Raw genomic sequence first — 22,708 nt, 5'->3', positions numbered from 1 at the left:
TCAAACCGCAAGGCCCAACGCGCCACCGTCGGGCTGAGGCACCACTGAACCGGCGGGCACGTGATTGACGACGAGGCCGGTCGGCACCGCCGCGTATCTCGACAGCGCCGCGGTCACCCTGCGCATCGCGGACGAGCCGAGCTCGCCGGCGCGCGCCACCAGGACGATCAGGTCGGCATGCGCGGCCAGGGCAATGGCGTCGGGCTGCAAGGCGAGATTGCTGGCGTGGACGACGATCAGGTCGAACTCCGAGCGGATATCGTCCTCGGGCCGCGCATCGGGCTTCCGGCCGGCACTGAGCAGCTCGTCGATCGACTGAAGTCCCGCCGTGGTCGACCCATCGTGCCATTCGGTCACCGGCGGCTGGGCGCCTGCAAATTCCGGCTGCAGCCGGATCAGCACGCTCATCATGCCCAGGTTCACGGCGGCGCGATTGAGAGAGCGCGCCACGGTATTGCCGCCGGCGCTCTTGCCGACCGACAAGACCAGCGCGACCTTGCAGCCGCGCACCGGCACGCGGTCGATGCGTTCGAGCAGTGGCCGCAGATGGGGACCGAGATCGAGCTCGGCCGACGCGCTGACCGGTCTTTGCCAGACCGTGTTGATCCCGGCCCCTGGCGCCAGCTCGGGGATGCGGGCCCAGACAGGAAGGCGGGGCATCGCCTCCGCTCGGCGCGCGGCGGCGGCCGGAGGGGAAACTTGCTGGACCGGCTCCTCCTCCGGTTCATGAGAGGCAGGCGCCTGAACGGATTCGGGCTTGTCGGCGGACAGGCTGGTCGTCACCGCCACGGCGGCGGTCGACGTCAGCAGCGAGCCGATCGCCAGTGCCGCAAGCAGCAAAGCGAGCGGCGGACGCGTCGAGCGCAACGGCGGAATGGCAACCGAGGCGATCTTGGTCTGGGACGCCTGCAGCTGACGCTGCTCATTGGTGGTCTTGAACCGCGACAGGAACTGCTCGTAGATGTTGCGATTGGCATCGGCGTCGCGCTGCAGCTCCTGCAGCTTCACCAGCGCCTGGCCGTCGACCAGCATCTTGGTCTCGACCGCCTTGAGCTGCTTTTCCAGCGCGTTCTGCTGCTCCAGCTGGGCCTCATATTCGGACTTGGCCGTGTCGATGTTCTTCTTCCGCTCGATCTCGATCTGCCGGTTGATGTCCGCCAGCTGGCTGTAGGAGATCGCAAGGTCCGGATGGCGGTCGCCATAGACCGCCTTCTTCTGCGCGATCTGGTCGTTCAGGGCCGAGCGCTGCGCGCGCAGCATGCTGAGGAGGTCCTGCTTCACCGGCCCTTCGACATTGGCCTTGACGTCGCGCTGCGCCTGTTCGTAGCGCGCCTTGGCCTCCTCGGTGCGCGCGCGGGCGGCGGAGACCTGCTGCGTCAAATCGGTCACCCGCAATTGCTGCGTGGTGGATTCCTTGCCGGCATTGACGATGTTGTGCTCGAGCCGGAAGGCGGCGACGGCGTCCTCCGACGCGCGCAGGCGCTCGCTCAGCGTCTTCAGCCGGTCCTTGAGCCAGTCGGCCGCCTCGTCCGTCGCCTCGGTGCGGACGCGGCCCTGGCTGGCGACGAAGGCCTCGGCGATGGCATTGGCGTAGTAGGCGGCGCGGTCCGGCCGGTTCGAGGTGAAGGAAATCGCGATGACGTAGGTGAGCCCGCGCCGGTTGATCTCGAGGCGGTTGCGGAATTTCTCGAGCAGGCGCGTCATGTCGGTATAGCCGCCCGCGACGTCCTCGTCGTCCGCGATCTTGAGCTGCTCGATCAGGGGGCGGAGAAAGCCGTCGGATTTGGCGATCTCGATCTGGCTCTGCAGCGCCGCGGCGTCCTGGCCGATGCCGGGCAGCACGTCCTGCTCCGAGGTCACGCGCAGCTCGCGCGGATCGAGCACGACGAGCGCCGTCGCGGCATAGCGGACCGGAAGCACCGTCAGAGCGACGACGCCGAGGGCGAACAGCGCCAGGGCCAGCGTCAGAATGCGCCGGCCGTGCTCGCGCAGGAAGGTCAGCGTGCCGGAGACGGTCAGCGATCCCTTGGTCAGGCCCGGCGCAGCACCGTCAGGCTCCGCCTTCGCAGCCCGCGGCGCTTCCCACGAAGCCGCTTGCTCCGTCGGGGCGATGCTTCGCGGAGATGCGCGGCTACCGAACGCCATGGGTTGGACTCGAAATCAACTGACAGTCATAGCTCAGAGGCTTGCTACACCGTAAATATCCATGGTTAACCGCCGGTTACGGCGTAGGTGCGCATGACGAGGCTCAGCTGATGTTCAGGAGGACCCGGCCCGAGGCGCCGCTGCGCATCAGATCCATGGCGGCGAAGGGCGCCAGCTTCTGTCGGCACAAGTCCCGTCACCCGCGGCGCCGAGACGTCGCATGGAACGAGAATGCGAGGGACAGCGTTCCGCTCGCAAGGAGACCTGCCATGCCGACCAAGCCGACCATCGCCCGCATCTGGCGCGGCCGTACCCGCCGCGACATCGCCGACGTCTACCAGGCCTATCTGCAAGCGGAGGGCATCCCGCCGCTGCTCAAGACCGCGCTCGGTGTGCAGCAATTGCGCGAGGACCGCGACGAGGAGACGTGGTTCACGACCATCTCCTACTGGGCGGACATCGCGGCCATGACCGCCTTCACAAAGGGCGAGCCCACCAAGGTCCATCATCTCGCCCGCGACGCAGAGTTCCTGACCAAGCTGCCGGAGCGCATCGAGATCCACCGCATCCTGATCGACGAGCAGGGCCTGCGGTGAAGGCCGGAGCCGCAGGGCGGCCACGCAGCCCCCTTACAGTTTTCCATAAACCCGCGCGGCGACCGCCTTCAGGCGTTCGACCGAGCCGGACTCCGGATGCGGCTTGACCGGCGCGAACAGGATCGACGCCTGCCGGCCGTTCTTCCAGACATAGATGGTGACGGCGTTGCCGTTGCCCTTGGTGCAGGAATACTCGCCGAACGCTTCGCGGCCGAGCTCGGGGATCGCCACGTGCGTGCAGGGGCCCGCGCGCTTCATCATGCCGACGACGGTATCGCGTGATATCGCGATCACCGCGACGGTCATGGTGTTGGCCTCGCGATCGAACATCATGCAGCTGCCCGCGCCGGTCCGCTGCACGGTCAGCGTGCTGTTGTCGAGAAAGCCGTCGGCGTCGGCGGCCGTGAGCCACTCGCAATTGCCGAACCGCTCGCTGCTCTTGCTCACGCTTGCGATGGCGATGCGTGCGGCTTCGGTGATCGGTCCGAGCAGCGCATCGTCGGCACGCCGGCCGATCGGATAGACGCTGATCTGCAGAATGTAGTCGCCGGACAGAGCGACGACCGAGGCCTCCTGGCGCTCCGCGCCGGCGGCGCTCGTCCCGCCCTGGCCTTCGTCGCCGATCCCGGCCACTGCGCTCAGCGGCATGCGCTCACCGAGCGTCTTGACGAAGGTCGCGTACAATTCCCTGGCGCGGTCCTTGTCGGGATTGCGAAACACGCTCAGCATCATCGTGTCGCCGCGCCCGGCCTGGTAGATGCAGCCGCGGCCGTCCTGATTTGAGATCAGCGACCATTTCAGGGCCGGCATCGCGCGGGCGAGCTCCTTTGCGCTGATGAACGGGCAGGTTTCGGCCGCCCGCACGGGAAGCACCGGCGCGGCAGCGATGGCAAGGAATAGAGCGAGGCAGGAGAACTTGAATTTCACCATGGCGCCCCGGCTCCGAAGCGGGTTGGAGATCGAATCTATAGCTCCATGTGCACGATCTCGATTGGTTCGGCACCAAGACCGTGAGAGAAACGGCCTCTCCCTATACTTCGGAAGCCGCACTTTCGGTAAAAGCCTTCCGCATTGATCGTCGCTTCGAGTTTTATCGGCCCGTCGTGGCCTAACCGCGCCTGGGCGATCCCGATTTCGAGCAGACGCCGGCCGATTCCAGACCCGGCGGTTTCGGGCAAAACAAACAGCCTGGTTACCTCGCCGGGTTCGGCATCGACAAATCCGACCGCAACGCCGTTTCGCAGGCATATGGTCATTCGTCCCTTGGCGATGAGTTCCTCATAAAACGCCGGCGTGCGCTCACCCATCCAGTTCTCCAGTTGCGCCCGCGAATAGGAGCCCCCTGCAAGGCCGCGAATCGATGCCTGAGTGATGTTGAAGACCGTCGCAGCGTCGTCACAGTGAGCCGCTCTGAAGGAAAAGTCGCCGTCGAACATATGAAGTCGGACTCCGGAAGTCTCTCATACCCCTATCGGGCCTGCAGAATTGGATTGATAGCAATCAGCGGACGAGAGCTGGGGGACGCGGATCTCGTCCGATCAGGACGGCGACATAAAGGCCACGTGTCGCTCAGGGCCGTCGTCACCGCCCCTGATATTCGGCCCAGCAATCCGCCGTTTCATAGACGCGGACCGCCCACAGCTGCGGCAGGCTCGGCTTCAACCGGTCCCAGATCCAGACCGCGATGTTCTCGGCGGTCGGGTTGGCGAGGCCGTCGACCTCGTTCAGGCATTGGTGGTCCAGCGCGGCCATGATGTCGGCGAAGCTTTTTTCGATGTCGAAGAAGTCGGCGACGAAGCCGGTGTGCGGGTCGACCGGCCCGTCCAGCTGGACCTCGACCCGATAGGAATGACCATGCAGCCGGCTGCACCGATGAGTCTCGGGCACGTTTGGCAGCCGATGCGCCGCTTCGAACTTGAACGCCTGCGATATCCTCATCCAGCTCCTCACACGGCATGGCCATCCGGTCTCGGGCCGGTCTGGCGACCAGATGCTGTCCTGTCCTGACCTTTCGGCGAAGAATGGCGCGCCCGGAACGATTCGAACGTCCGACCCTCAGATTCGTAGTCTGATGCTCTATCCAGCTGAGCTACGGGCGCGTGTTTCGCAAACAGCGCGGGCAGGGCCCGCAAGCAGCCCCCGGCGGAGCCGGAGGGGGTGCGAAAGAGCGCTCTGACTAACCGCTCTTGTCCCGGTTGGCAAGGTCCGGGAGGGGGAGATTTTTGCAGGGCGATGACGGTTTGAATGTCATTCCGGGACGATGCGCCAGCATCGAACCCGGAATCTCGCGCAAAACCTCGAGATTCCGGGTTCTCGCTACGCGAGCCCCGGAATGACATCTGGCTCGGCCGCTGGCCGACTACGCCCTCTGCCGCTCGTTGCGGATCGAGAGCAGTTCCACGGGACGGTCGGGGATGACGATGCGGAAAGTGGCGCCGATGGTGCCTTCGACCAGGTGGATCTCGCCGCCATGGGCGCGGACCAGCTCGGCGGCGATGGCGAGGCCAAGGCCGCTGCCGCCGGGGCGGCCCGAGGTCTGGAAGGCCTCGAACAGGCGCTCCCGGGTCTTCGGGGGGACACCGGGGCCGGTGTCGGAGACCTCGAGAATCGCGACGGCGCCTTCGCGCTTTCCGGTGATCCGAATCTGCTGCACACGCCCCTCACCCGCCGCATGGCTTTCGAGCGCCTGGGCGGCGTTGCGAACGAGGTTGAGCAAGACGCGGAACAGCTGGTCGGGGTCGGCATCGACCGCGAGCCCGCGCTCGATCGCAGCGACCCAGGCGATCGAGGCGTCGCTAGCGAGCCCCGCGGTCTCCCGCACCTCCATCACCACAGGCTCGATCAGGATCATGCGGCGGTCGGGCGCAGCCTCCTGGGCGCGGCCGTAGGACAATGTCGACTGGCAGAAGGCGATGGCGCGCTCCAGCGAGCGCACGAGCTTGGGCGCAAAGCGCTGCACGCGTGGATCCGGCACGCTGGCGAGCTGGTCCGACAGCAGCTGGGCCGAGGCGAGCAGATTGCGCAGATCGTGGTTGATCTTGGAGACGGCAAGGCCGAGGGCGGCGAGCCGGCTCTTCTGATGCAGCATCGACATCAGGTCGCGCTGCATGTCCGACAATTCGCGCTCGGCCACCCCGATCTCGTCGCTGCGCTGGCTCGGCACGATGATGCCCGCCGAGCTTTCGGGATTCTCGTGGAAGCCGACCAGGCTCGCGGTCAGCCGCCGCATCGGCCGCACAAAGAGATAATGGAGCGCGAGATAGACGAGGCCGGCAGTCAGCACCGCAATGATCAGCGCGACCACGACGACGTTGCGGGAGAAGCGGTACATCTGCTGCCGCAGCGGCAGCTCGTCGGTGACGATCTCGATGAACTGGGCATTGCCGACCCCGGGGCCGACGATGCGGATGGCCTGGTTGCCGGTTTCCAGCATCATCCGGAACGAGCCGGTGATCGCCTCCCAGGCGGTCACGTCGCGCAGGTCGATGTCATGCTCGATGGCGGCGGGAATGTTGTCGCTGGCGAGCAGCCGGCGCTGCTGGCCCATCTTGATGGCGACGGCACGGGCATTGATGCTTTTCAGGATCTGGCGCGACAGCGAATCGGGCACCATGCCGAGCGGCGCCGCATCCAGCACCAGCGCCGCGGTGTTGGCGGCCGCAACGCGATCGTTGAGCCGGTTGACCCAGAAATTGGCGATGGCGGGCACGTAAAGCAGGCTGGCGGCGATCATCACCAGGGGCACGGTGAGCAGCAGCAGCTTGCCGGACAGCCCGAGCCCGCGCGAGCCGCGGGGCCGCATCGCCGGCTGGTCCGGCTGATCCAGATCCTGGATCGGCTGGCGATCTGTGGCTGGCACGAAACTCGCCCCTGTTGACCTTGGCTGATGGAGCATGCGACCCGACCGATGTCCGGTCAAATTACGGATCGCTAATCTGCCGAGGTGGGATGTAAGCGCTGATAGCGCGAGTCGCCACCTCAAGGGTTAAAAACCTCGCGCAAACAGCGATATTCACCAAAATCGCGCGCTTGTGCGGCGTTGACGAAAACAAGGCGCTCCCTTATAAGCCGCGCGAATTGTCCGCGATGACCCGGTGCGACACCGGGAGCGGCTCTCTTGGGGCCGAAAAGGGCCCGTTTTGGGCCGCATCTTCCGGACTTTACCATCAATTCTACAGGCAAATTGCCCGGTCAGCGGAGAAAAACCCGTGAAGCGGACTTATCAACCCAGCAAACTGGTGCGCAAGCGCCGTCACGGCTTCCGCGCCCGTCTCGCCACTGCCGGCGGTCGCAAGGTTCTCGCCGCCCGCCGCGCCCGCGGCCGCAAGCGTCTGAGCGCCTGAGCCGGACCCCCTTTTTGGGATTTCATCATGGATCGGCTGAGGCAGCGGGCGGATTTCCTCGCCGTTGCCAATGGCGCGCGGGTGAATAGTCCCGCGTTCGTCCTGCAAAGCCGCCGCCGCGATGATTCCGGCCCTGTCAGGATCGGCTTCACCGTCACCAAAAAGAACGGCAACGCCCCCGAGCGCAATCGCATCCGGCGCCGGCTGCGCGAATTGGTGAAGCGGCTCGATCCGACATCGATGCAGCCTCACCACGATTATGTCCTGGTCGGACGAAGGGACGCGCTCTCGCGCGACTTCGCCACCATGCTCGACGATCTGCGCATAGCGTTCACGAAGCCCGCGCGGCATACGGCCAAAGCGCGCGGCCACAGGCCGGGTCACGCCGCCGCGACCAGCCGCAAACCGGATTGATGACGAGACAATCGAGATGACCGACAATCGCAATACCATCCTCGCCGTCATTCTGTCCGGCCTGGTGCTGATCGCCTGGCAGTATTTCTACAACGTGCCGCAGATGGAGAAGCAGCGCGCCCAGCAGCAGGCGCAGGCCGAGCTCCAGAAGACGACGCCGCAGCCGACCGCCTCGGCGACGCCAGGCGGCGCGCCGGCGACGCCGGGCGCCTCGCCGCAGCCGGGCGGTGTGGCCCAGCCGGCAACGCCGGCCGCGAGCCAGCCCCAGTCGGTCGTTCCCCGCGAGGCCGCCATTGCAGCGAGCCCGCGCGTGAAGATCGACACGCCGCGGATCGCCGGCAGCATCTCGCTGAAGGGCGGCCGCATCGACGATATCGCGCTGGTACAATTCCGCGAAACCGTCGACCCGAAATCGCCGCCGATCATCCTCTATTCGCCGTCGGGCACCGCCGAGCCCTATTACGCCGAATTCGGCTGGGTGGCGGCGACAGGTGTGACGGCGAAGATGCCCGACAAGAACACCGTGTGGCAGCAAGAGGGCAGCGGCAACCTGACGCCGACGAGCCCGGTGGTGCTGAAGTGGGACAATGGCGAGGGCCTCACCTTCCGCCGCACCATCGCGGTCGACGACCATTATCTCTTCACCGTCAAGGACGAGGTGAGCAATGTCGGCAATGCGCCTGTTACGCTCTATCCGTTCGCGCTGATCTCGCGCCACGGCGCGCCGCAGGTCTCCGGTTACTACATCCTGCATGAAGGCCTGATCGGCTATCTCGGCGACCAGGGCCTGCAGGAATACGCCTACAAGAAGGTCGACGAATCCAAGCAGGTGAACTTCAGCAACGTCACCAACGGCTGGCTCGGCATCACCGACAAGTACTGGGCCTCGGCGCTGCTGCCCGACACCAATGCCAAGCTGCAGGCGCGCTTCTCGTCGAACCCGTCAGGCAATCTCCACACCTATCAGACCGACTATCTGCTCGATCCCGTCACCGTCGCGATCGGCGGCACCGGGACCGCGAACGCGCGGCTGTTCGCCGGCGCCAAGGAAGCCGGCGTGGTCGGCGTGTTCCCGTTTGCGGGTCTCGGCGGCTACAACAAGGAGCTCGGCCTCAACCATTTCGATCTTTTGATCGACTGGGGCTGGTTCTACTTCATCACCAAGCCGATGTTCCTCGGCCTCGACTTCTTCTACCGCTTCTTCGGCAATTTCGGCTGGTCGATCCTGCTCGTCACCGTGATCGTGAAGCTGTTGTTCTTCCCGCTGGCGAACAAGTCCTACGCCTCGATGGCGAAGATGAAGTCGATCCAGCCGCAGCTGCAGGCGCTCAAGGAGCGCTATCCCGACGACAAGGTGAAGCAGCAGCAGGAGATGATGGAGATCTACCGCAAGGAGAAGATCAATCCGGTCGCCGGCTGTCTTCCCGTGCTGATCCAGATCCCGGTGTTCTTCTCGCTCTACAAGGTGCTGTTCGTCACCATCGAGATGCGGCACGCGCCGTTCATCGGCTGGATCAAGGACCTCTCCGCGCCGGATCCGACCAACCTGTTCAATCTGTTCGGGCTGATCCCGTTCGATCCGACCACGATCCCGGTGTTCGGCCAATATCTCGCGCTCGGCATCTGGCCGATCATCATGGGCATCACGATGTGGTTCCAGATGAAGCTGAACCCGACGCCGCCGGATCCGACGCAGCAGATCATCTTCAACTGGATGCCGCTGATCTTCACCTTCATGCTGGCGGGCTTCCCGGCAGGTCTCGTGATCTACTGGGCCTGGAACAACCTGCTCTCGGTGCTCCAGCAGAGCTACATCATGCGTCGCAACGGCGTGAAGGTGGAGTTATTGGACAATCTCAAGGCGACGTTCGCAAGGAAGGCGACGTAGGTCTTCGGTAATGTCAGGCAAACTGCCTCCACAGCGTCATGCCCGGGCTTGTCCCGGGCATCCACGTTTTGGAGGGTACCGCCGCGGCAGGCGTGGATGGCCGGGACAAGCCCGGCCATGACGAGAGGATAGACCGGTCGGATGAACGACATAACCGACGACAAAGATGCGAAGCTGATCGAGGCCGGGCGCAAGCTGTTCGCCCGGGATTGGCAGTTCATCTGGGCTTCGCCTTCGATCGAAACGCTGCCGCCGATGGCGGGGCTGGAGGTCGCCTTTGCGGGGCGCTCCAATGTCGGCAAGTCGAGCCTGATCAACGCGCTCACGGGGCGCAATGCGCTGGCGCGCACCTCGCATACGCCGGGCCGCACCCAGGAGCTGATCTTCTTCGAGGTCCCCGGCAAGAACGACCTGCGCCTCGTCGACATGCCCGGCTACGGCTACGCCAAGGCGCCGAAGAGTCAGGTCGCGTCCTGGACCGAGCTGATCCACAAATTCCTGCTGGGCCGCGCCAGCCTCGCGCGCGTCTACGTGCTGATCGACGCGCGGCACGGAATCAAGGACGTCGATCTCGAGGTTCTGAAGACGCTCGATCGCTCCGCCGTCAGCTACCAGATCGTGCTGACCAAGGCCGACCAGGTGAAGGCCGCCGAGCTGCAAGCACGCATCGCCGAGACCGAGGCCGCGCTCGCCAAGCACCCGGCCGCGTTCCCGACCGTGCTCGCGACCTCGTCACGCAGCTCGACCGGCATGGAGAGCTTGCGCGCCGCGATGGCGAAGCTCGTGGAAGAGCGCGCCTCGTGATGCTGGCGCACCGCCTGCTGATCGGGCTTGCCGGCTTGATGGGCGCCGCCGGCGTCGCGCTGGCCGCCGCCTCCGCCCATGGCGCGGACGCTGGCCGTCTTGCCTCCGCCAGCGCCATGCTGCTGTTTCATGCAACGGCCATGCTCGCGACGATCGCCTCGCTCACGCGCGGCCTTCTGCACGGCGGAATTGGACTCGTGGCGGCGTTCGGCTTCGCGATCGGTGCCGCGCTGTTCGCAGCCGACCTCACCTTGCGGCAATATGCCGGGCATGCGCTGTTTCCGATGGCGGCGCCGACGGGCGGAACGGTGATGATTTTGGGCTGGGTGGCGGTGAGTGTGGCGGCGGTGGCGGCAAGGAAGTGACGCTCCCTCTTACCCTCCCCTGGAGGGGGAGGGTCGATCGCGCGTAGCGCGAGCGGGGTGGGGTGATCTCTCCACACGGGCACTGCTTCTGTGGAGAGACTGTCACCCCACCCCGCTACGCATTTCGCTTCGCTGCATGCGTAGCGACCCTCCCCCTCCAAAGGAGGGTAAGAGAGAACACCACACTTTGCGCTGTCCCCGCCAATCGGATAGAACGCGCAACCGACCGACCCGCCAGCGAGACCCGCGACATGACCGACATCTCTCCGCTCGACCAGGCCCGCATCCTGTCCGAAGCGCTGCCGCACATGCAGCAATATGACGAGGAAACCATCGTCATCAAATATGGCGGCCATGCCATGGGCGACGAGGAGACCGCGAAGAACTTTGCCCGCGACATCGTGCTCCTCGAGCAGACCGCGATCAATCCGGTGGTGGTGCATGGCGGCGGGCCGCAGATCGCGACCATGCTCAAGCGCCTCGGCATCGTCTCGGAATTCGCGGCGGGCCTGCGCATCACCGATGCCGCGACCATCGAGATCGTCGAGATGGTGCTCGCCGGCTCCGTCAACAAGCAGATCGTCGGCTACATCAACGAGGCCGGCGGCAAGGCCGTGGGCCTGTCCGGCAAGGACGGCAACATGGTGAAGGCGACCAAGACGACGCGCACCATCGTCGATCCGGACTCGCATATCGAGAAGGCGGTCGACCTCGGCTTCGTCGGCGACCCCGAGAAGGTCGACCTCACTTTGCTCAACCAGCTGATCGGCTACGAGCTGATCCCGGTGCTGGCCCCGCTCGCGACCTCTAGGGAAGGCCAGACGCTGAACATCAACGCCGACACCTTTGCAGGAGCCGTGGCCGGCGCGCTGAAAGCCAAGCGCCTGCTGCTGCTCACCGACGTGCCCGGCGTGCTCGACAAGTCGAAGAAGCTGATCCCGCAATTGTCGGTGAAAGACGCGCGAAAACTGATCGCCGACGGCACCATCTCCGGCGGCATGATCCCGAAGGTCGAGACCTGCATCTACGCGCTGGAGCAGGGCGTCGAGGGCGTGGTCATCATCGACGGCAAGATGCAGCACGCGGTGCTGCTCGAGCTCTTCACCAACCAGGGCACGGGCACGCTGATCCACAAGTGAAGGACGAGAAGACGAGAGACGCCGTCATGGCCGGGCAAGAGCGCGAAGCGCGTCTTCGCTCAAATGACCCCGCCGTCCGCGTGTCTCGTCTTACCCAATCATCCCGGAGCGCCCGAAGGGCGAATCCGGAATCTCGAGATTCCGGGTCTGGTCCTTCGGACCATCCCGGAATGACGGGCCTGGGGCGGCACCGCCGCTCCCCGCTCACCCGCGTCCTGATGACGCTGCCGGCGGCCGTCGTCTCCTTCTTCTTCTCCTCCGCGCCGGCGATCGCCGACCTCAAGATCTGCAACCGCATGTCCTATGTGGTCGAGGCCGCGATCGGCATCGACGACAAGGCGGCCACCGCGACGCGCGGCTGGTTCAGGATCGATCCCGCCGCCTGCCGCGTGGTGGTACAGGGCACGCTGACCGCCGACCGCATCCTGCTCAACGCCCGCGCGCTCGGCGTCTACGGCGCGTCCCCGATCCCGCAAAGCGGCAACGACATGCTGTGCGTCGCGCAGGACAATTTCGTCATCGCGGCGGCGCGGCAGTGCCGCAGCGGCCAGACGCAGGTTCCCTTCACGCAGGTGACGCCGACGCAAGCCGCGGACGGCAACCTCGTCGCTTATCTGGCCGAGGATTCCGAATATGACGACGAGCAGGCGCGCCTTGCCGGCATCCAGCGGCTCCTGGTGATCGCCGGCTACGACGCCGCGCCGATCGATGGCGTCGACGGGCCGAAGACGCAGAGCGCGCTGGCCGCATTCCTGAAGAGCCGGGGCTTGTCATCCGACATCGTGGGCTCGCAAAACTTCTTCAAGACCATGGTCGATGCGGTGCAGACGCCGTCCGCGACCGGCCTCACCTGGTGCAACGACACGCCGCACAAGGTGATGGCGGCGATCGCGACCGACGACGGCAAGGCGGTGACCAGCCGCGGCTGGTATCGCATCGATCCCAAGACCTGCCTGCACCCCGACGTGACCGGCCAGCCGAAGCAGATCTTCAGCTTCGCCGAAGCGGTCGACGCCGACAACCGCGTCGTGAAGCTGAAGGACAAGCCGCTGAACTGGGGCGGCGACAGGCAGCTCTGCACACGCGAGACCAAGTTCGAGACCAGCGAGCAGACCGATTGCGGCGCGCGCGGCTTTGCGCCAACGGGCTTCGGCGCCGTGGACATGTCGAGCGGCGGCAAGACGCTGCGCTTTGCCGTGCCGTGAGCGAGAGACTTGTGATGAGCCCACCCCGCAGCTTCAGCCATGTCGACACCTGGGTGTTCGACCTCGACAACACGCTCTATCCGCATCACGTCAATCTGTGGCAGCAGGTCGATGCGCGGATCGGGGAGTTCGTCTGCAACTGGCTCAATGTCGGCCCGGAGCAGGCGCGGGCGATCCAGAAGGACTATTACCGGCGCTTCGGCACCACGATGCGCGGCATGATGACCCTGCACGGCGTCTCCGCCGACGACTATCTCGCCTATGTCCACAGGATCGACCACTCGCCGCTGGAGCCGAATCCGGCGCTCGGTGCGGCCATCGCAAGGCTGCCGGGCCGCAAGCTGATCCTGACCAACGGCTCGGTCGACCATGTCGATGCCGTGCTGGCGCGGCTCGGCTTCGCGGGCCATTTCGACGGCGTGTTCGACATCATCGCCGCCGAGTTCGAGCCGAAGCCGGCGGAGCAGACCTACCGGAAATTCCTAAAGGAGCATGCGGTCGATCCGACCCGCGCCGCGATGTTCGAGGACCTCGCCCGCAACCTCACCGTCCCGCACCGGCTCGGCATGACCACCGTGCTGGTGGTGCCCGACGGGACCAAGGAGGTGGTGCGCGAGGATTGGGAGCTGGAAGGCCGGGACGCGGTCCATGTCGACCACGTCACGGATGATCTGGCGGGGTTTTTGGCGGGGTTGTCGCGCTAAGTTCACAGCCCGGATCTTACCCTCCCCTGGAGGGCAGGGCTATCGCATATGACTTGTGACGTCGGCCTGCGCGCACGCCTCGTCCTTCGAGACGGCGCTGACGCGCCTCCTCAGGATGAGGCTAATCAGCGTCAGTGCTCGTAGAAACTGCTGCCGCGCACTCCGCCCTCATCCTGAGGAGCCCGCCCAAAGCGGGCGTCTCGAAGGATGGCTGCAGGGAAAAGCTCTCAAATGCGATAGCCCTGCCCTGGAGGGGGAGGGTCGATCGCGCGCAGCGCGAGCGGGGTGGGGTGATGTCTGGCAGTGTGCGACGCTGATAGACCGTCACCCCACCCCGTCTCACATTGCGCTTCGCTTCATGTGAGCCGACCCTCCCCCTCCAGGGGAGGGTAACGGCGAGCTACGGTCGAGCCTTGACTCCACCCCTGCAAATCCCGAAAAAGCGCTCCAATTCTCGCGAAACCACGCGCTTCCCAGAGGAAATCACGATGTCCCTTGCAGCCCTCGAATCCACCATCAACAGCGCCTTCGACGCGCGTGACGGCATCTCGACCACGACCAAGGGCGAGGTGCGCGAGGCCGTGGACCAGTCGCTGGAGATCCTGGACAAGGGCGAGGCCCGCGTTGCCGAGCGCGGCGCTGACGGCAAGTGGAAAGTCAATCAATGGCTGAAGAAGGCCGTGCTGCTGTCGTTCCGCCTCAACGACATGGGCGTCATTCCCGGCGGTCCCGGCAAGGCGACCTGGTGGGACAAGGTGCCCTCGAAGTTCGAAGGCTGGGGCGAGAACCGCTTTCGCGATGCCGGCTTTCGCGCGGTGCCGGGCGCGGTGGTGCGCCGCTCGGCCTTCATCGCCAAGAACGTCGTCTTGATGCCGTCCTTCGTCAATCTCGGCGCCTATGTCGATGAGAGCACGATGGTCGACACCTGGGCCACCGTCGGCTCCTGCGCGCAGATCGGCAAGCGTGTGCACATCTCCGGCGGCGCCGGCATCGGCGGCGTGCTCGAGCCGCTGCAGGCCGAGCCCGTCATCATCGAGGATGATTGCTTCATCGGCGCGCGCTCGGAAGTCGCCGAAGGCGTGATCGTGCGCAAGGGCGCGGTGCTGGCGATGGGCGTGTTCTTGGGTGCCTCGACCAAGATCGTCGACCGCGAGACCGGCGAGGTCTTCATGGGCGAAGTGCCGGAATATTCGGTGGTGGTGCCCGGCGCGCTGCCGGGCAAGCCGATGAAGAACGGTCAGATCGGCCCGAGCACCGCCTGCGCCGTCATCGTCAAGCGCGTCGACGAGCGCACGCGCTCGAAGACCAGCATCAACGAGCTGCTGCGGGATTGATGCAAGGCGGGTAGCGAATGGCCAGTGGCGAATAGGGCACGCACCTACTCGCGATTGGCTATTCACCATTCGCTGCTAGGATCGAACCCATCCTTCCTCCATTGCGACCAATTTCCGGGCGGCTTCTCCCGCCCGGAGCCACCCGCATGGACTGGACCTGGTACCTCTTCCGCTTCGACGGCCGCATGGGCCGCGCCGGGTTCTGGTGCAGTCTGATCTTTGTCCTGTGCGGCATGTTCCTGCTGCTCTTGCTCTGCCTGAGCGTCATCTCCGCGCTCGGCAGCGAGGTCAAATCCTTCAATCTGAATGCTGAGGACGTCTTCAAGATCGTCGATCCCGCGACCTATCGATGGTCGCTGCTGGACAATTTGCCGGTGCTGCTGCTCAAGGTGACCGCAACCGCATTGACGCTCTGGATCTATCTCGCGATCATGATGAAGCGCCTGCAAGACCGCAACAAGAGCGCATGGTGGCTGCTTGCCTATTTCGTGCTGCCGGGCCTCTACAAGCAGTTCGAGGACCGCCTTCCGGACAGCTATTGGATGCTGCCGCTCGCGTTGGCGAGCGTCATCCTCCCCCTCGCCGCGTTTATCGAGACCGGCTTCCTGCGCGGCACCGTAGGGCCCAATCGGTTCGGTCCTGATCCGGCAGCCGAGGACGATTCCACGTCCGCCGCGCCTCCTGCGAAACGCTGGGACCAGAGCCACGAGATCGAAATTGTCCCGCCCAGTGCTAGCCCACCCGGCGGCATGCATGTTAAGCGGGGCACATGACCGATGCTCTCTCCATTGCCCGCGATCTGATCCGTTGCCCCTCAGTCACTCCGGCCGATGCCGGCGCGCTCGGGGTGCTCGAAAAAACTCTGACCGCAGCCGGCTTCACCTGCCACCGCGTGACCTTCAGCGAGCCCGGCACCGCCGACGTCGACAATCTCTACGCTCGGATCGGCACCGACGGTCCGCACCTCACCTTCGCCGGCCACACCGACGTGGTGCCGCCCGGCGACGAGAGCGCCTGGAGCGTCGGCGCGTTCTCCGGAGAGGTGAAGGACGGCGTGCTGCACGGCCGCGGCGCGGTCGACATGAAGGGCGGCATCGCCTGCTCGGTCGCAGCGGTGCTGGAGCATCTCGCCGCCAACGGCGGCAAGCCGCGCGAGGACGGTGCGGGCTCGATCTCGTTCCTGATCACCGGCGACGAGGAAGACGTCTCCATCAACGGCACCATCAAGCTGCTCAAATGGGTCGCCGAGCACGGAGAAAAATTCGACCATTGCGTGCTCGGCGAGCCCTCCAACGTCGAGACGCTCGGCGACACCATCAAGGTCGGCCGGCGCGGCTCGCAATCCGGCACGCTCGTCGTCGACGGCGCGCAAGGCCATGTCGCCTATCCGCACCGCGCCTCCAATCCGGTGCCGGATATTTCGCGGCTGATCGTTGCGATCTCCGACGAGCCGCTCGACCATGGCAGCGCGCAATTCCAGGCCTCCAATCTCGAATTCGTCTCGGTGGATGTCGGCAACAAGGCCTTCAACGTCATTCCCGGTCAGGCCCGCGCGAAATTCAACATCCGCTACAACGACAATCACACCCAGGCGAGCTTGCGGGAATTGGTCGAGACGCGCCTCGCCAAGGCCTGCGGCAACCGCATCAAGGCCCGCATCGACTGGGAGCCTTCGAACTCGAACGTGTTCGTGACCAAGCCGGGGCCGTTCACTGATCTTGCGGTGTCCGCGATCGAGGAGGTGACCGGCCGCAAGCCCGAGCTGTCGACCTCAGGCGGCACGTCGGATGCGCGGTTTATTTCCAGCTATTGCCCCGTGATCGAGTTCGGCCTGGTCGGCCAGACCATGCACCAGGTCGACGAGCGCGTGCCGGTGGCGGATCTGGAAAAGTTGACGAAGGTGTATCGCGGAATTTTGGCAAGGTATTTTGCGTAGGGCGCAATTTCCACCAAACACTCCGCCGTCATGCCCGGGCTTGTCCCGGGCATCCACGTTCTTTGCCGGGAAAGAACGTGGATGGCCGGGACAAGCCCGGCCATGACGATGTGGTGAGAGCTTGGCTTACCTCACTGGACAATCGTGTCGTAGAGATCCTTCCATTCGGGATTGTCTCTCAGGATCAGTCGGACCTTCCAGGTCCGTGACCAGTGCTTGATGTTGTGCTCGCGCTGGATCGCCGTTTGGATATCCTCATAGCGCTCAAAGTAGACCAGCAGCTTGACTCCGTACTTCTTGGTGAAGCCGGGCACGAGTCCGTTTCGATGCTGGTAGATGCGACCAATAATGTCGCTCGTCACACCGACATACAGAATGCCGTTGGGTGCGCTTGCCAGGATGTAGACCCATCCACCATGCATGGTCGCATGTTGACGCACGTGGGTGGCCGGGACAAGCCCGGCCATGACGGTGGTGGCGGCATTAGTGGCTAATAATCCACCTTCATCAGATACAGCCCCTCGGGCGGCGCGACGATGCCGCAGGCGGCGCGGTTGCGGGCTTTGAGCGCTGCGGAGAGATCGTCCGCGGTCCAGCGGCCCTCGCCGACCCAGACCAAGGATCCCACCATCGAGCGCACCTGGCTGTGCAGGAACGAGCGCGCCGAGGTGATGACATTGATCTCGCGGCCGTCACGGATCACGTCGAGCTGGTCGAGCGTCTTCTCCGGCGATTTGGCCTGGCACTCGGTGTCGCGGAACGTGGTGAAATCGTGCTTGCCGAGCAGGCGCTGCGCCGCCGCATGCATCGTGTCGGCATCGAGCTTGCGCGGCACGCGCCAGGCGTGGCCGACGTCGAGCGCGAGATTGGCGCGGGTGTTGACGATGCGATAGCGGTAGTGGCGCTTGACCGCCGAGAAGCGGGCTTCGAAGGTATCAGGCACGATCTCGGCCTCGAGCACCGCGATCGGATGCGGGCGCAGATGCGCGTTGAGCCCGTCGCGAAAACGGCCCGGCGGAAACTGCTTGTCGACGTCGACATGGGCGACCTGACCGCGCGCATGCACGCCGGCATCGGTGCGGCCGGCACCATGCACACGCAAATCCGCACCGGTCATCGCCTTCACGGCCGCCTCGAGCGCGCCCTGCACCGACGGCAGCGTGTCCTGCACCTGCCAGCCGAAGAACGGCGCGCCGTCATATTCGATGGTGAGCTTGTAGCGGGGCATCAGGCCAGCCGCATCGGCGGCTTGACCGGCACGCCGCGCAAAAAGTCCGCGGCCTGCATCCGGCCCTTGCCCTCGCGCTGCAGCTCGATGATGCGGATGGCGCCGTCGCCGCAGGCGATCGTGAGCTTGTCATCGAGCACCGCGCCCGGCTCGCCCGAGCCTTTCGCCAGCTCGCCGCGCAGGATCTTGACGCGCGCATTCTCGAGCTCGGCCCAGGCGCCGGGGAACGGCGAGAGGCCATGGATGTGGCGCAGCACCGCGCGCGCGGGCTTGGTCCAGTCGATCCGCGCCTCGGCCTTCTCGATCTTGGCGGCATAGGTGACGCCGTCCTCGCTCTGCGCCTTGAGCTGGAGCCCGCCGCGCTCGAGCGCGGCCATCGCGCGCACCATCAGGTCGGCCCCGAGGCGCGAGAGGCGATCGTGCAGGTCGAGCGCGGTCATGTTGTCCGTGATCGCGATGCGCTCGGCCATGGCGACGTCGCCGGTATCGAGGCCGACATCCATCTTCATCACCATCACGCCGCTCTCGGCATCGCCGGCCATGATGGCGCGGTTGATCGGCGCCGCGCCGCGCCAGCGTGGTAGCAGCGAGGCGTGCAGATTGTAGCAGCCGAGTTTTGGCGCATCGAGGATCGCCTGCGGCAGGATCATGCCATAGGCGACGACGACGGCGGCATCTGCATCGAAGGCGCGGAACTCCGCCAAGGCCTCCTCGGTCTTCAGCGTCTTCGGCGTCAGCACGGGAATGCCGAGCTTTCGCGCGGCTTCCTCGACCGGCGTCGGCTGCAATTGCAGGCCGCGCCGGCCGCCCGGCTTCGGCGCGCGGGTATAGACCGCCGCGATCTCATGGCCATGCGCGACCAGCTCGAGCAGCGTCGGCACGGAGAAATCGGGCGTGCCCATGAAGATGAGGCGGAGGGGCATGTGACGGCGCTCGGTGAGAGTTCTGGTTCTCCGTCATGCCCGGGCTTGTCCCGGGCATCCACGGTCTTTGCGACAAAGCAAGCAAGGCGTGGATGGCCGGGTCAAGCCCGGCCATGACGAGGAGAGAGAGCCGAGCCCTACTCCGCCGCGCGCTTGGCGGCTTTCTCGAACTTCTTCAACACCCGGTCGCGCTTGAGCTTCGACAGATAGTCGACGAACAGGACGCCGTTGAGATGGTCGATCTCGTGCTGGATGCAGGTGGCGTAGAGGCCTTCGGCATCCTCCTCGTGCACCTTGCCGTCGAGATCGGTGAAGCGCACGCGCACCTTCGCGGGCCGCTCGACCTCCTCGTAATATTCGGGGATCGAGAGGCAGCCTTCCTCGTACACCGACAGTTCCTCGGACGAGGCGATGATCTCGGGGTTGATGAAGACGCGCGGCAGCGGCTTGGTCTCGCCGTTCTCGTCGCGCTTGGCGAGGTCCATGGTGATCAGACGCAAGGGTTGCGCGACCTGGATTGCGGCCAGCCCAATGCCGGGCGCGTCGTACATGGTTTCGAACATGTCGTCGGCAAGCTTGCGGATCTCCGAAGTGACCTTCTCGATCGGCTTGGAGACCAGGCGCAGCTGCTTGTCGGGCAGTATTATGATTTCTCTGAGGGCCATGATCGCGATTTAAGCCGCGCGCCGGATGCGGTCAATGCGGCCAGGAACCCGTTAACCCCTCGCTAACCATAAAACTTCGCCTTTCGTTAACCATAAAAATCAGGGGGCGGTTAACCCAGGACGTTCCCTCTTCGTTCGCGGGAGCGCAGCGAATCGGCTACAAGGCGGCATGAACGAGATCATTTTCATGCTGGGCGACTGGCCGGTGCGCACGATCGATGCGCTGATCGGCTTCGGCGCCCTCGTCCTCATCCTGCTGGTTGTGATTGCGGTCGTGATCGCGCGCTCGGGGCGGCGCGGCGCGGAACTCGCCATGGCGCACGCGATCCGGGCCGACGAGCTCGAGGAGCGCCTCGCCCAAGTGCTGCGCGCCCAGAGCGAGGCTTCGGGGAGGGTCGACGCCATGACCCAGGCGCTCGCCGGCCGCCAGGCCGAGATGGCGCGGGCGGTCAACGAGCGGCTGGATTCGGTGACGCATCGGGTCGGCCAGTCCATGGAACATTCGACCCGCAACACCATGGAGAGCCTGCGCGCGCTGCATGAGCGTCTCGGCATCATCGACAACGCGCACAAGAACCTCACTGATCTCACCACGCAGGTGACCACCTTGCGCGACGTGCTCGCCAACAAGCAGTCGCGCGGCGCCTTCGGCCAGGCGCGGATGGAGGCGATCGTCCAGGACGGTCTCCCGAAAGGCTCCTACGAGTTCCAGTTCACGCTTTCGACCGGCAAGCGCCCGGACTGCGTCGTGTTCCTGCCCGACCAGCGCCCGCTCTGCATCGACGCGAAGTTTCCGCTGGAGGCAATGACGGCGCTGCACGACGCCCGCACCGACGAGGAGCGGCGCGTTGCCACGCAGCGCCTGCGCAGCGACGTCATGAAGCATGTCAGCGACATCGCCGAAAAATATCTCGTCACCGGCGAGACCCAGGAGATGGCGCTGATGTTCGTGCCGTCGGAATCGGTCTACGCCGAGATCCACGACGGCTTCGACGACGTGATCCAGAAGGCCTATCGCGCCCGCGTCGTGCTGGTGTCGCCGTCGCTCCTGATGCTGGCGATCCAGGTGATGCAGCAGATCATGAAGGACGCGCGCATGCGCGATGCCGCCGACCAGATCCGTACCGAGGTGATCAAGCTCGGCGACGATCTCGGCCGCCTGCGCGACCGCGTGCTGAAGCTGCAGAAGCATTTTGCTGACGTCAACGAGGACGTCCGCCAGGTGCTGATCTCCGCCGACAAGATCGAGAAGCGCGCAGGGCGAATCGAGGAGCTCGATTTCAGCAAGAGCGATGCGCCGGAGGCACCGCGGCTGGTGGCCACGGGGGCGGCGGAGCTGTTTCCGCGGAAACTCCAGGCGGGGGAGTAGAATCGTAGCGCGCTGTCATGCCCCGCGAAGGCGGGGCATCCAGTACGCGGCGGCGGCTGTGATTGAACCGAGACGCTGGTGGGTACTGGATCGTCCGCCTTCGCGGACGATGACGCCGAGAGGGCGACGACAGCTCCTTTGTGGCGGCAGGAACGACACTCACCCCCAGAATCTGCTAACACCTCCCCATGACCGCACCCGACGCGACCTCCTCCGCTGCTTCCGCACCTGCGCCCTCCTGGCGCGAGAGCCTTGCCGTTTACCTGCAGCCGCGGGTGCTGATCGTGCTGTTTCTCGGCTTCTCCTCCGGCCTACCGCTGGCACTGTCGGGGTCGACGCTGCTGGTGTGGATGCGGGAGGCCGGGGTCGATCTCAAGACCATCGGGCTGTTCGCGCTGGTCGGCACGCCCTACACGTTGAAGTTCCTGTGGGCGCCGCTGGTGGATGCGATGCATGTGCCGCTGTTCACCCGCGCCTTCGGCCGGCGGCGCGGCTGGCTGGTGTTCTCGCAACTGCTCTTGATCATCGCGATCCTGCTGCTGGCGCTGACCGACCCCGCCCGCTCGCCGTTCTATGTCGCGCTCGGTGCGCTGCTGGTCGCAACCACGTCCTCGACCCAGGACATCGTGGTCGACGCGTTCCGCGTCGAGAGCCTGCCGGAGAGCGAGCAGGCCGCGGGCATGGCCGCTTACGTCGCGGCCTACCGCATCGGCATGCTGGTCTCGACGGCGGGCGCGCTGTTCATCGTCTCGGGCTTCGAGAGTACCGGCATCACCCGCACCTCGGCATGGATGTGGGGCTATGTGGTGATGGCCGCGATGGTGCTGATCGGGACGGTCACGGCGCTGGTCGCGACCGAGCCCGAGCAATCGGCGCGCGCCGAGGCGGCGACGAAGGCCGAGACCGCGTTCGCGCGGGTGCTGCATGCTGCAATCGGCGCCTTCTCGGAGTTCCTGTCGCGCAAGGATGCGCTCACCGCACTCGCCTTCGTCGTGCTGTTCAAGTTCACCGACGCCTTCTCCGGCACGATGACGGCGCCGTTCGTCATCGACCTCGGCTTCACCCGCAATGACTATGCGGCGATCGTGAAGGGCGTCGGCCTCGCGGCGACGCTGATCGGCGGCTTTGCCGGCGGCTTCGTCGCGCGACGTTACCCATTGGCGACGTCGCTCTGGATCGGCGGCGTGGTGCAGGCGCTGGCCAATCTCTCCTTCTCCTGGCTCGCCATCGTCGGCACCAATCAATGGGCGCTGGCGTTCGCGATCTGCGCCGAGAATTTCACCAGCGCGATCGGCACCGTGATCTTCGTCGCCTATCTCTCCGCGCTGTGCCAGAACCCACTGCACACGGCGACGCAATATGCGCTGCTCACCGCGCTCGCGGCGGTGGGGCGAACATATCTCTCGTCAGGCGCAGGCTTCGTCGCGGAGACGACCGGCTGGCCGCTGTTCTTCGTGATCTGCGTGCTGGTGGCGATTCCGAGCCTGCTGCTGCTGGCGTATTTGCAGAAGCGCGGGCATTTCGAGGCGCTGGGCCCGGTGAGGGTGTGAGCTGACGCTCTCACCACCGTCATTGCGAGCGAAGCGAAGCAATCCAGACTGCCCCTGCGGAAACGGTCTGGATTGCTTCGTCGCAAGGGCTCCTCGCAAT

Annotated in this window: 23 protein-coding genes and 1 tRNA gene; 14 read left to right on the top strand and 10 right to left on the bottom strand. The window is 65.4% G+C overall.

Annotated elements, in window-relative coordinates; genetic code table 11:
* Positions 1-2,145, bottom strand: coding sequence for an exopolysaccharide transport family protein (locus N2604_RS04390; protein ID WP_260373972.1), 2,145 nt, complete (start codon positions 2,143-2,145; stop codon positions 1-3).
* Positions 2,146-2,414: 269 nt separating this feature from the next.
* Here N2604_RS04390 and N2604_RS04385 point away from each other — a divergent pair, with 269 nt between their 5' ends.
* A complete protein-coding gene (locus N2604_RS04385) occupies positions 2,415-2,741 on the top strand; it encodes a hypothetical protein (protein WP_260373971.1) in 327 nt (108 codons plus the stop codon).
* A 33-nt stretch (positions 2,742-2,774) separates the two neighbouring features.
* Here the strand turns inward: N2604_RS04385 and N2604_RS04380 are convergent, their stop codons facing one another.
* The 5 genes from N2604_RS04380 to N2604_RS04360 all read right to left on the bottom strand — a co-directional run bounded on the left by N2604_RS04380 (position 2,775) and on the right by N2604_RS04360 (position 6,600).
* A complete protein-coding gene (locus tag N2604_RS04380; RefSeq protein WP_260373970.1) occupies positions 2,775-3,671 on the bottom strand; it encodes a hypothetical protein in 897 nt (298 codons plus the stop codon).
* A 35-nt stretch (positions 3,672-3,706) separates the two neighbouring features.
* On the bottom strand, positions 3,707-4,177 hold the full coding sequence (locus N2604_RS04375) for a GNAT family N-acetyltransferase (RefSeq protein WP_260373969.1): 471 nt from the start codon (positions 4,175-4,177) through the stop codon (positions 3,707-3,709).
* Between the two features lie 145 nt (positions 4,178-4,322).
* Positions 4,323-4,679 (bottom strand): 6-carboxytetrahydropterin synthase QueD, encoded by a 357-nt coding sequence (queD, locus tag N2604_RS04370; protein ID WP_260373968.1) that lies wholly within the window; start codon positions 4,677-4,679, stop codon positions 4,323-4,325.
* Between the two features lie 84 nt (positions 4,680-4,763).
* A tRNA-Arg gene (locus N2604_RS04365) sits at positions 4,764-4,840 on the bottom strand.
* Positions 4,841-5,100: 260 nt separating this feature from the next.
* Positions 5,101-6,600, bottom strand: coding sequence for a HAMP domain-containing sensor histidine kinase (locus tag N2604_RS04360; RefSeq protein ID WP_260373967.1), 1,500 nt, complete (start codon positions 6,598-6,600; stop codon positions 5,101-5,103).
* Between the two features lie 349 nt (positions 6,601-6,949).
* On the opposite strand from N2604_RS04360, the gene rpmH reads away from it, so the two are divergent.
* From rpmH to dapE, 11 genes are all read left to right on the top strand, one after another.
* Entirely contained in the window at positions 6,950-7,084 is a 135-nt protein-coding gene (gene rpmH / locus N2604_RS04355; RefSeq protein WP_008542748.1) for a 50S ribosomal protein L34, read from the top strand.
* 27 nt (positions 7,085-7,111) lie between these two features.
* Positions 7,112-7,498, top strand: coding sequence for a ribonuclease P protein component (gene rnpA / locus N2604_RS04350; RefSeq protein ID WP_197953114.1), 387 nt, complete (start codon positions 7,112-7,114; stop codon positions 7,496-7,498).
* A gap of 16 nt (positions 7,499-7,514) precedes the next feature.
* Positions 7,515-9,386, top strand: coding sequence for a membrane protein insertase YidC (yidC, locus tag N2604_RS04345; RefSeq protein WP_260373966.1), 1,872 nt, complete (start codon positions 7,515-7,517; stop codon positions 9,384-9,386).
* 150 nt (positions 9,387-9,536) lie between these two features.
* On the top strand, positions 9,537-10,190 hold the full coding sequence (gene yihA, locus N2604_RS04340) for a ribosome biogenesis GTP-binding protein YihA/YsxC (RefSeq protein WP_260376174.1): 654 nt from the start codon (positions 9,537-9,539) through the stop codon (positions 10,188-10,190).
* Entirely contained in the window at positions 10,190-10,555 is a 366-nt protein-coding gene (locus N2604_RS04335; protein ID WP_260376173.1) for a DUF423 domain-containing protein, read from the top strand. The genes yihA and N2604_RS04335 overlap by 1 nt, the downstream gene beginning before the upstream one ends.
* A gap of 251 nt (positions 10,556-10,806) precedes the next feature.
* A complete protein-coding gene (argB, locus tag N2604_RS04330; RefSeq protein ID WP_260373965.1) occupies positions 10,807-11,694 on the top strand; it encodes an acetylglutamate kinase in 888 nt (295 codons plus the stop codon).
* 218 nt (positions 11,695-11,912) lie between these two features.
* Positions 11,913-12,899, top strand: coding sequence for a DUF1036 domain-containing protein (locus tag N2604_RS04325; RefSeq protein ID WP_260376172.1), 987 nt, complete (start codon positions 11,913-11,915; stop codon positions 12,897-12,899).
* A 14-nt stretch (positions 12,900-12,913) separates the two neighbouring features.
* Positions 12,914-13,603: a pyrimidine 5'-nucleotidase gene (locus N2604_RS04320; protein ID WP_260373964.1), complete on the top strand. Its 690-nt coding sequence runs from the start codon at positions 12,914-12,916 to the stop codon at positions 13,601-13,603.
* A gap of 488 nt (positions 13,604-14,091) precedes the next feature.
* Positions 14,092-14,937, top strand: a complete 846-nt coding sequence (dapD, locus tag N2604_RS04315; RefSeq protein ID WP_260373963.1) for a 2,3,4,5-tetrahydropyridine-2,6-dicarboxylate N-succinyltransferase — start codon at positions 14,092-14,094, stop codon at positions 14,935-14,937.
* A gap of 146 nt (positions 14,938-15,083) precedes the next feature.
* A complete protein-coding gene (locus N2604_RS04310; RefSeq protein ID WP_260373962.1) occupies positions 15,084-15,710 on the top strand; it encodes a DUF805 domain-containing protein in 627 nt (208 codons plus the stop codon).
* Positions 15,707-16,873, top strand: coding sequence for a succinyl-diaminopimelate desuccinylase (gene dapE / locus N2604_RS04305; protein WP_260373961.1), 1,167 nt, complete (start codon positions 15,707-15,709; stop codon positions 16,871-16,873). Before N2604_RS04310 ends, dapE begins: the two co-directional genes overlap by 4 nt.
* Positions 16,874-17,004: 131 nt before the next feature.
* On the opposite strand, the gene N2604_RS04300 is transcribed toward dapE, so the two are convergent.
* The 4 genes from N2604_RS04300 to def all read right to left on the bottom strand — a co-directional run bounded on the left by N2604_RS04300 (position 17,005) and on the right by def (position 19,689).
* Positions 17,005-17,340, bottom strand: coding sequence for a GIY-YIG nuclease family protein (locus tag N2604_RS04300; RefSeq protein ID WP_260373960.1), 336 nt, complete (start codon positions 17,338-17,340; stop codon positions 17,005-17,007).
* Positions 17,341-17,363: 23 nt separating this feature from the next.
* The gene (gene truA, locus N2604_RS04295) at positions 17,364-18,101 is read right to left on the bottom strand and encodes a tRNA pseudouridine(38-40) synthase TruA (protein WP_260373959.1); all 738 of its coding nucleotides are present in this window, start codon (positions 18,099-18,101) and stop codon (positions 17,364-17,366) included.
* On the bottom strand, positions 18,101-19,024 hold the full coding sequence (gene fmt / locus N2604_RS04290; protein ID WP_260373958.1) for a methionyl-tRNA formyltransferase: 924 nt from the start codon (positions 19,022-19,024) through the stop codon (positions 18,101-18,103). The genes truA and fmt overlap by 1 nt, the downstream gene beginning before the upstream one ends.
* A 137-nt stretch (positions 19,025-19,161) precedes the next feature.
* Positions 19,162-19,689 (bottom strand): peptide deformylase, encoded by a 528-nt coding sequence (gene def, locus N2604_RS04285; RefSeq protein WP_260373957.1) that lies wholly within the window; start codon positions 19,687-19,689, stop codon positions 19,162-19,164.
* 169 nt (positions 19,690-19,858) lie between these two features.
* Here def and N2604_RS04280 point away from each other — a divergent pair, with 169 nt between their 5' ends.
* Entirely contained in the window at positions 19,859-21,058 is a 1,200-nt protein-coding gene (locus N2604_RS04280; protein ID WP_260373956.1) for a DNA recombination protein RmuC, read from the top strand.
* A 188-nt stretch (positions 21,059-21,246) separates the two neighbouring features.
* Positions 21,247-22,608 carry an AmpG family muropeptide MFS transporter gene (locus N2604_RS04275; RefSeq protein WP_260373955.1) on the top strand — a complete coding sequence of 454 codons (1,362 nt, stop codon included), beginning with the start codon at positions 21,247-21,249 and terminating at the stop codon, positions 22,606-22,608.
* Positions 22,609-22,708: the final 100 nt, after the last annotated feature.

It is taken from the genome of Bradyrhizobium sp. CB1015 (assembly GCF_025200925.1).
Lineage (GTDB): Bacteria > Pseudomonadota > Alphaproteobacteria > Rhizobiales > Xanthobacteraceae > Bradyrhizobium.
Note: the sequence above shows the minus strand (reverse complement) of the source record. Positions and strands in the feature narration are given on the sequence as shown.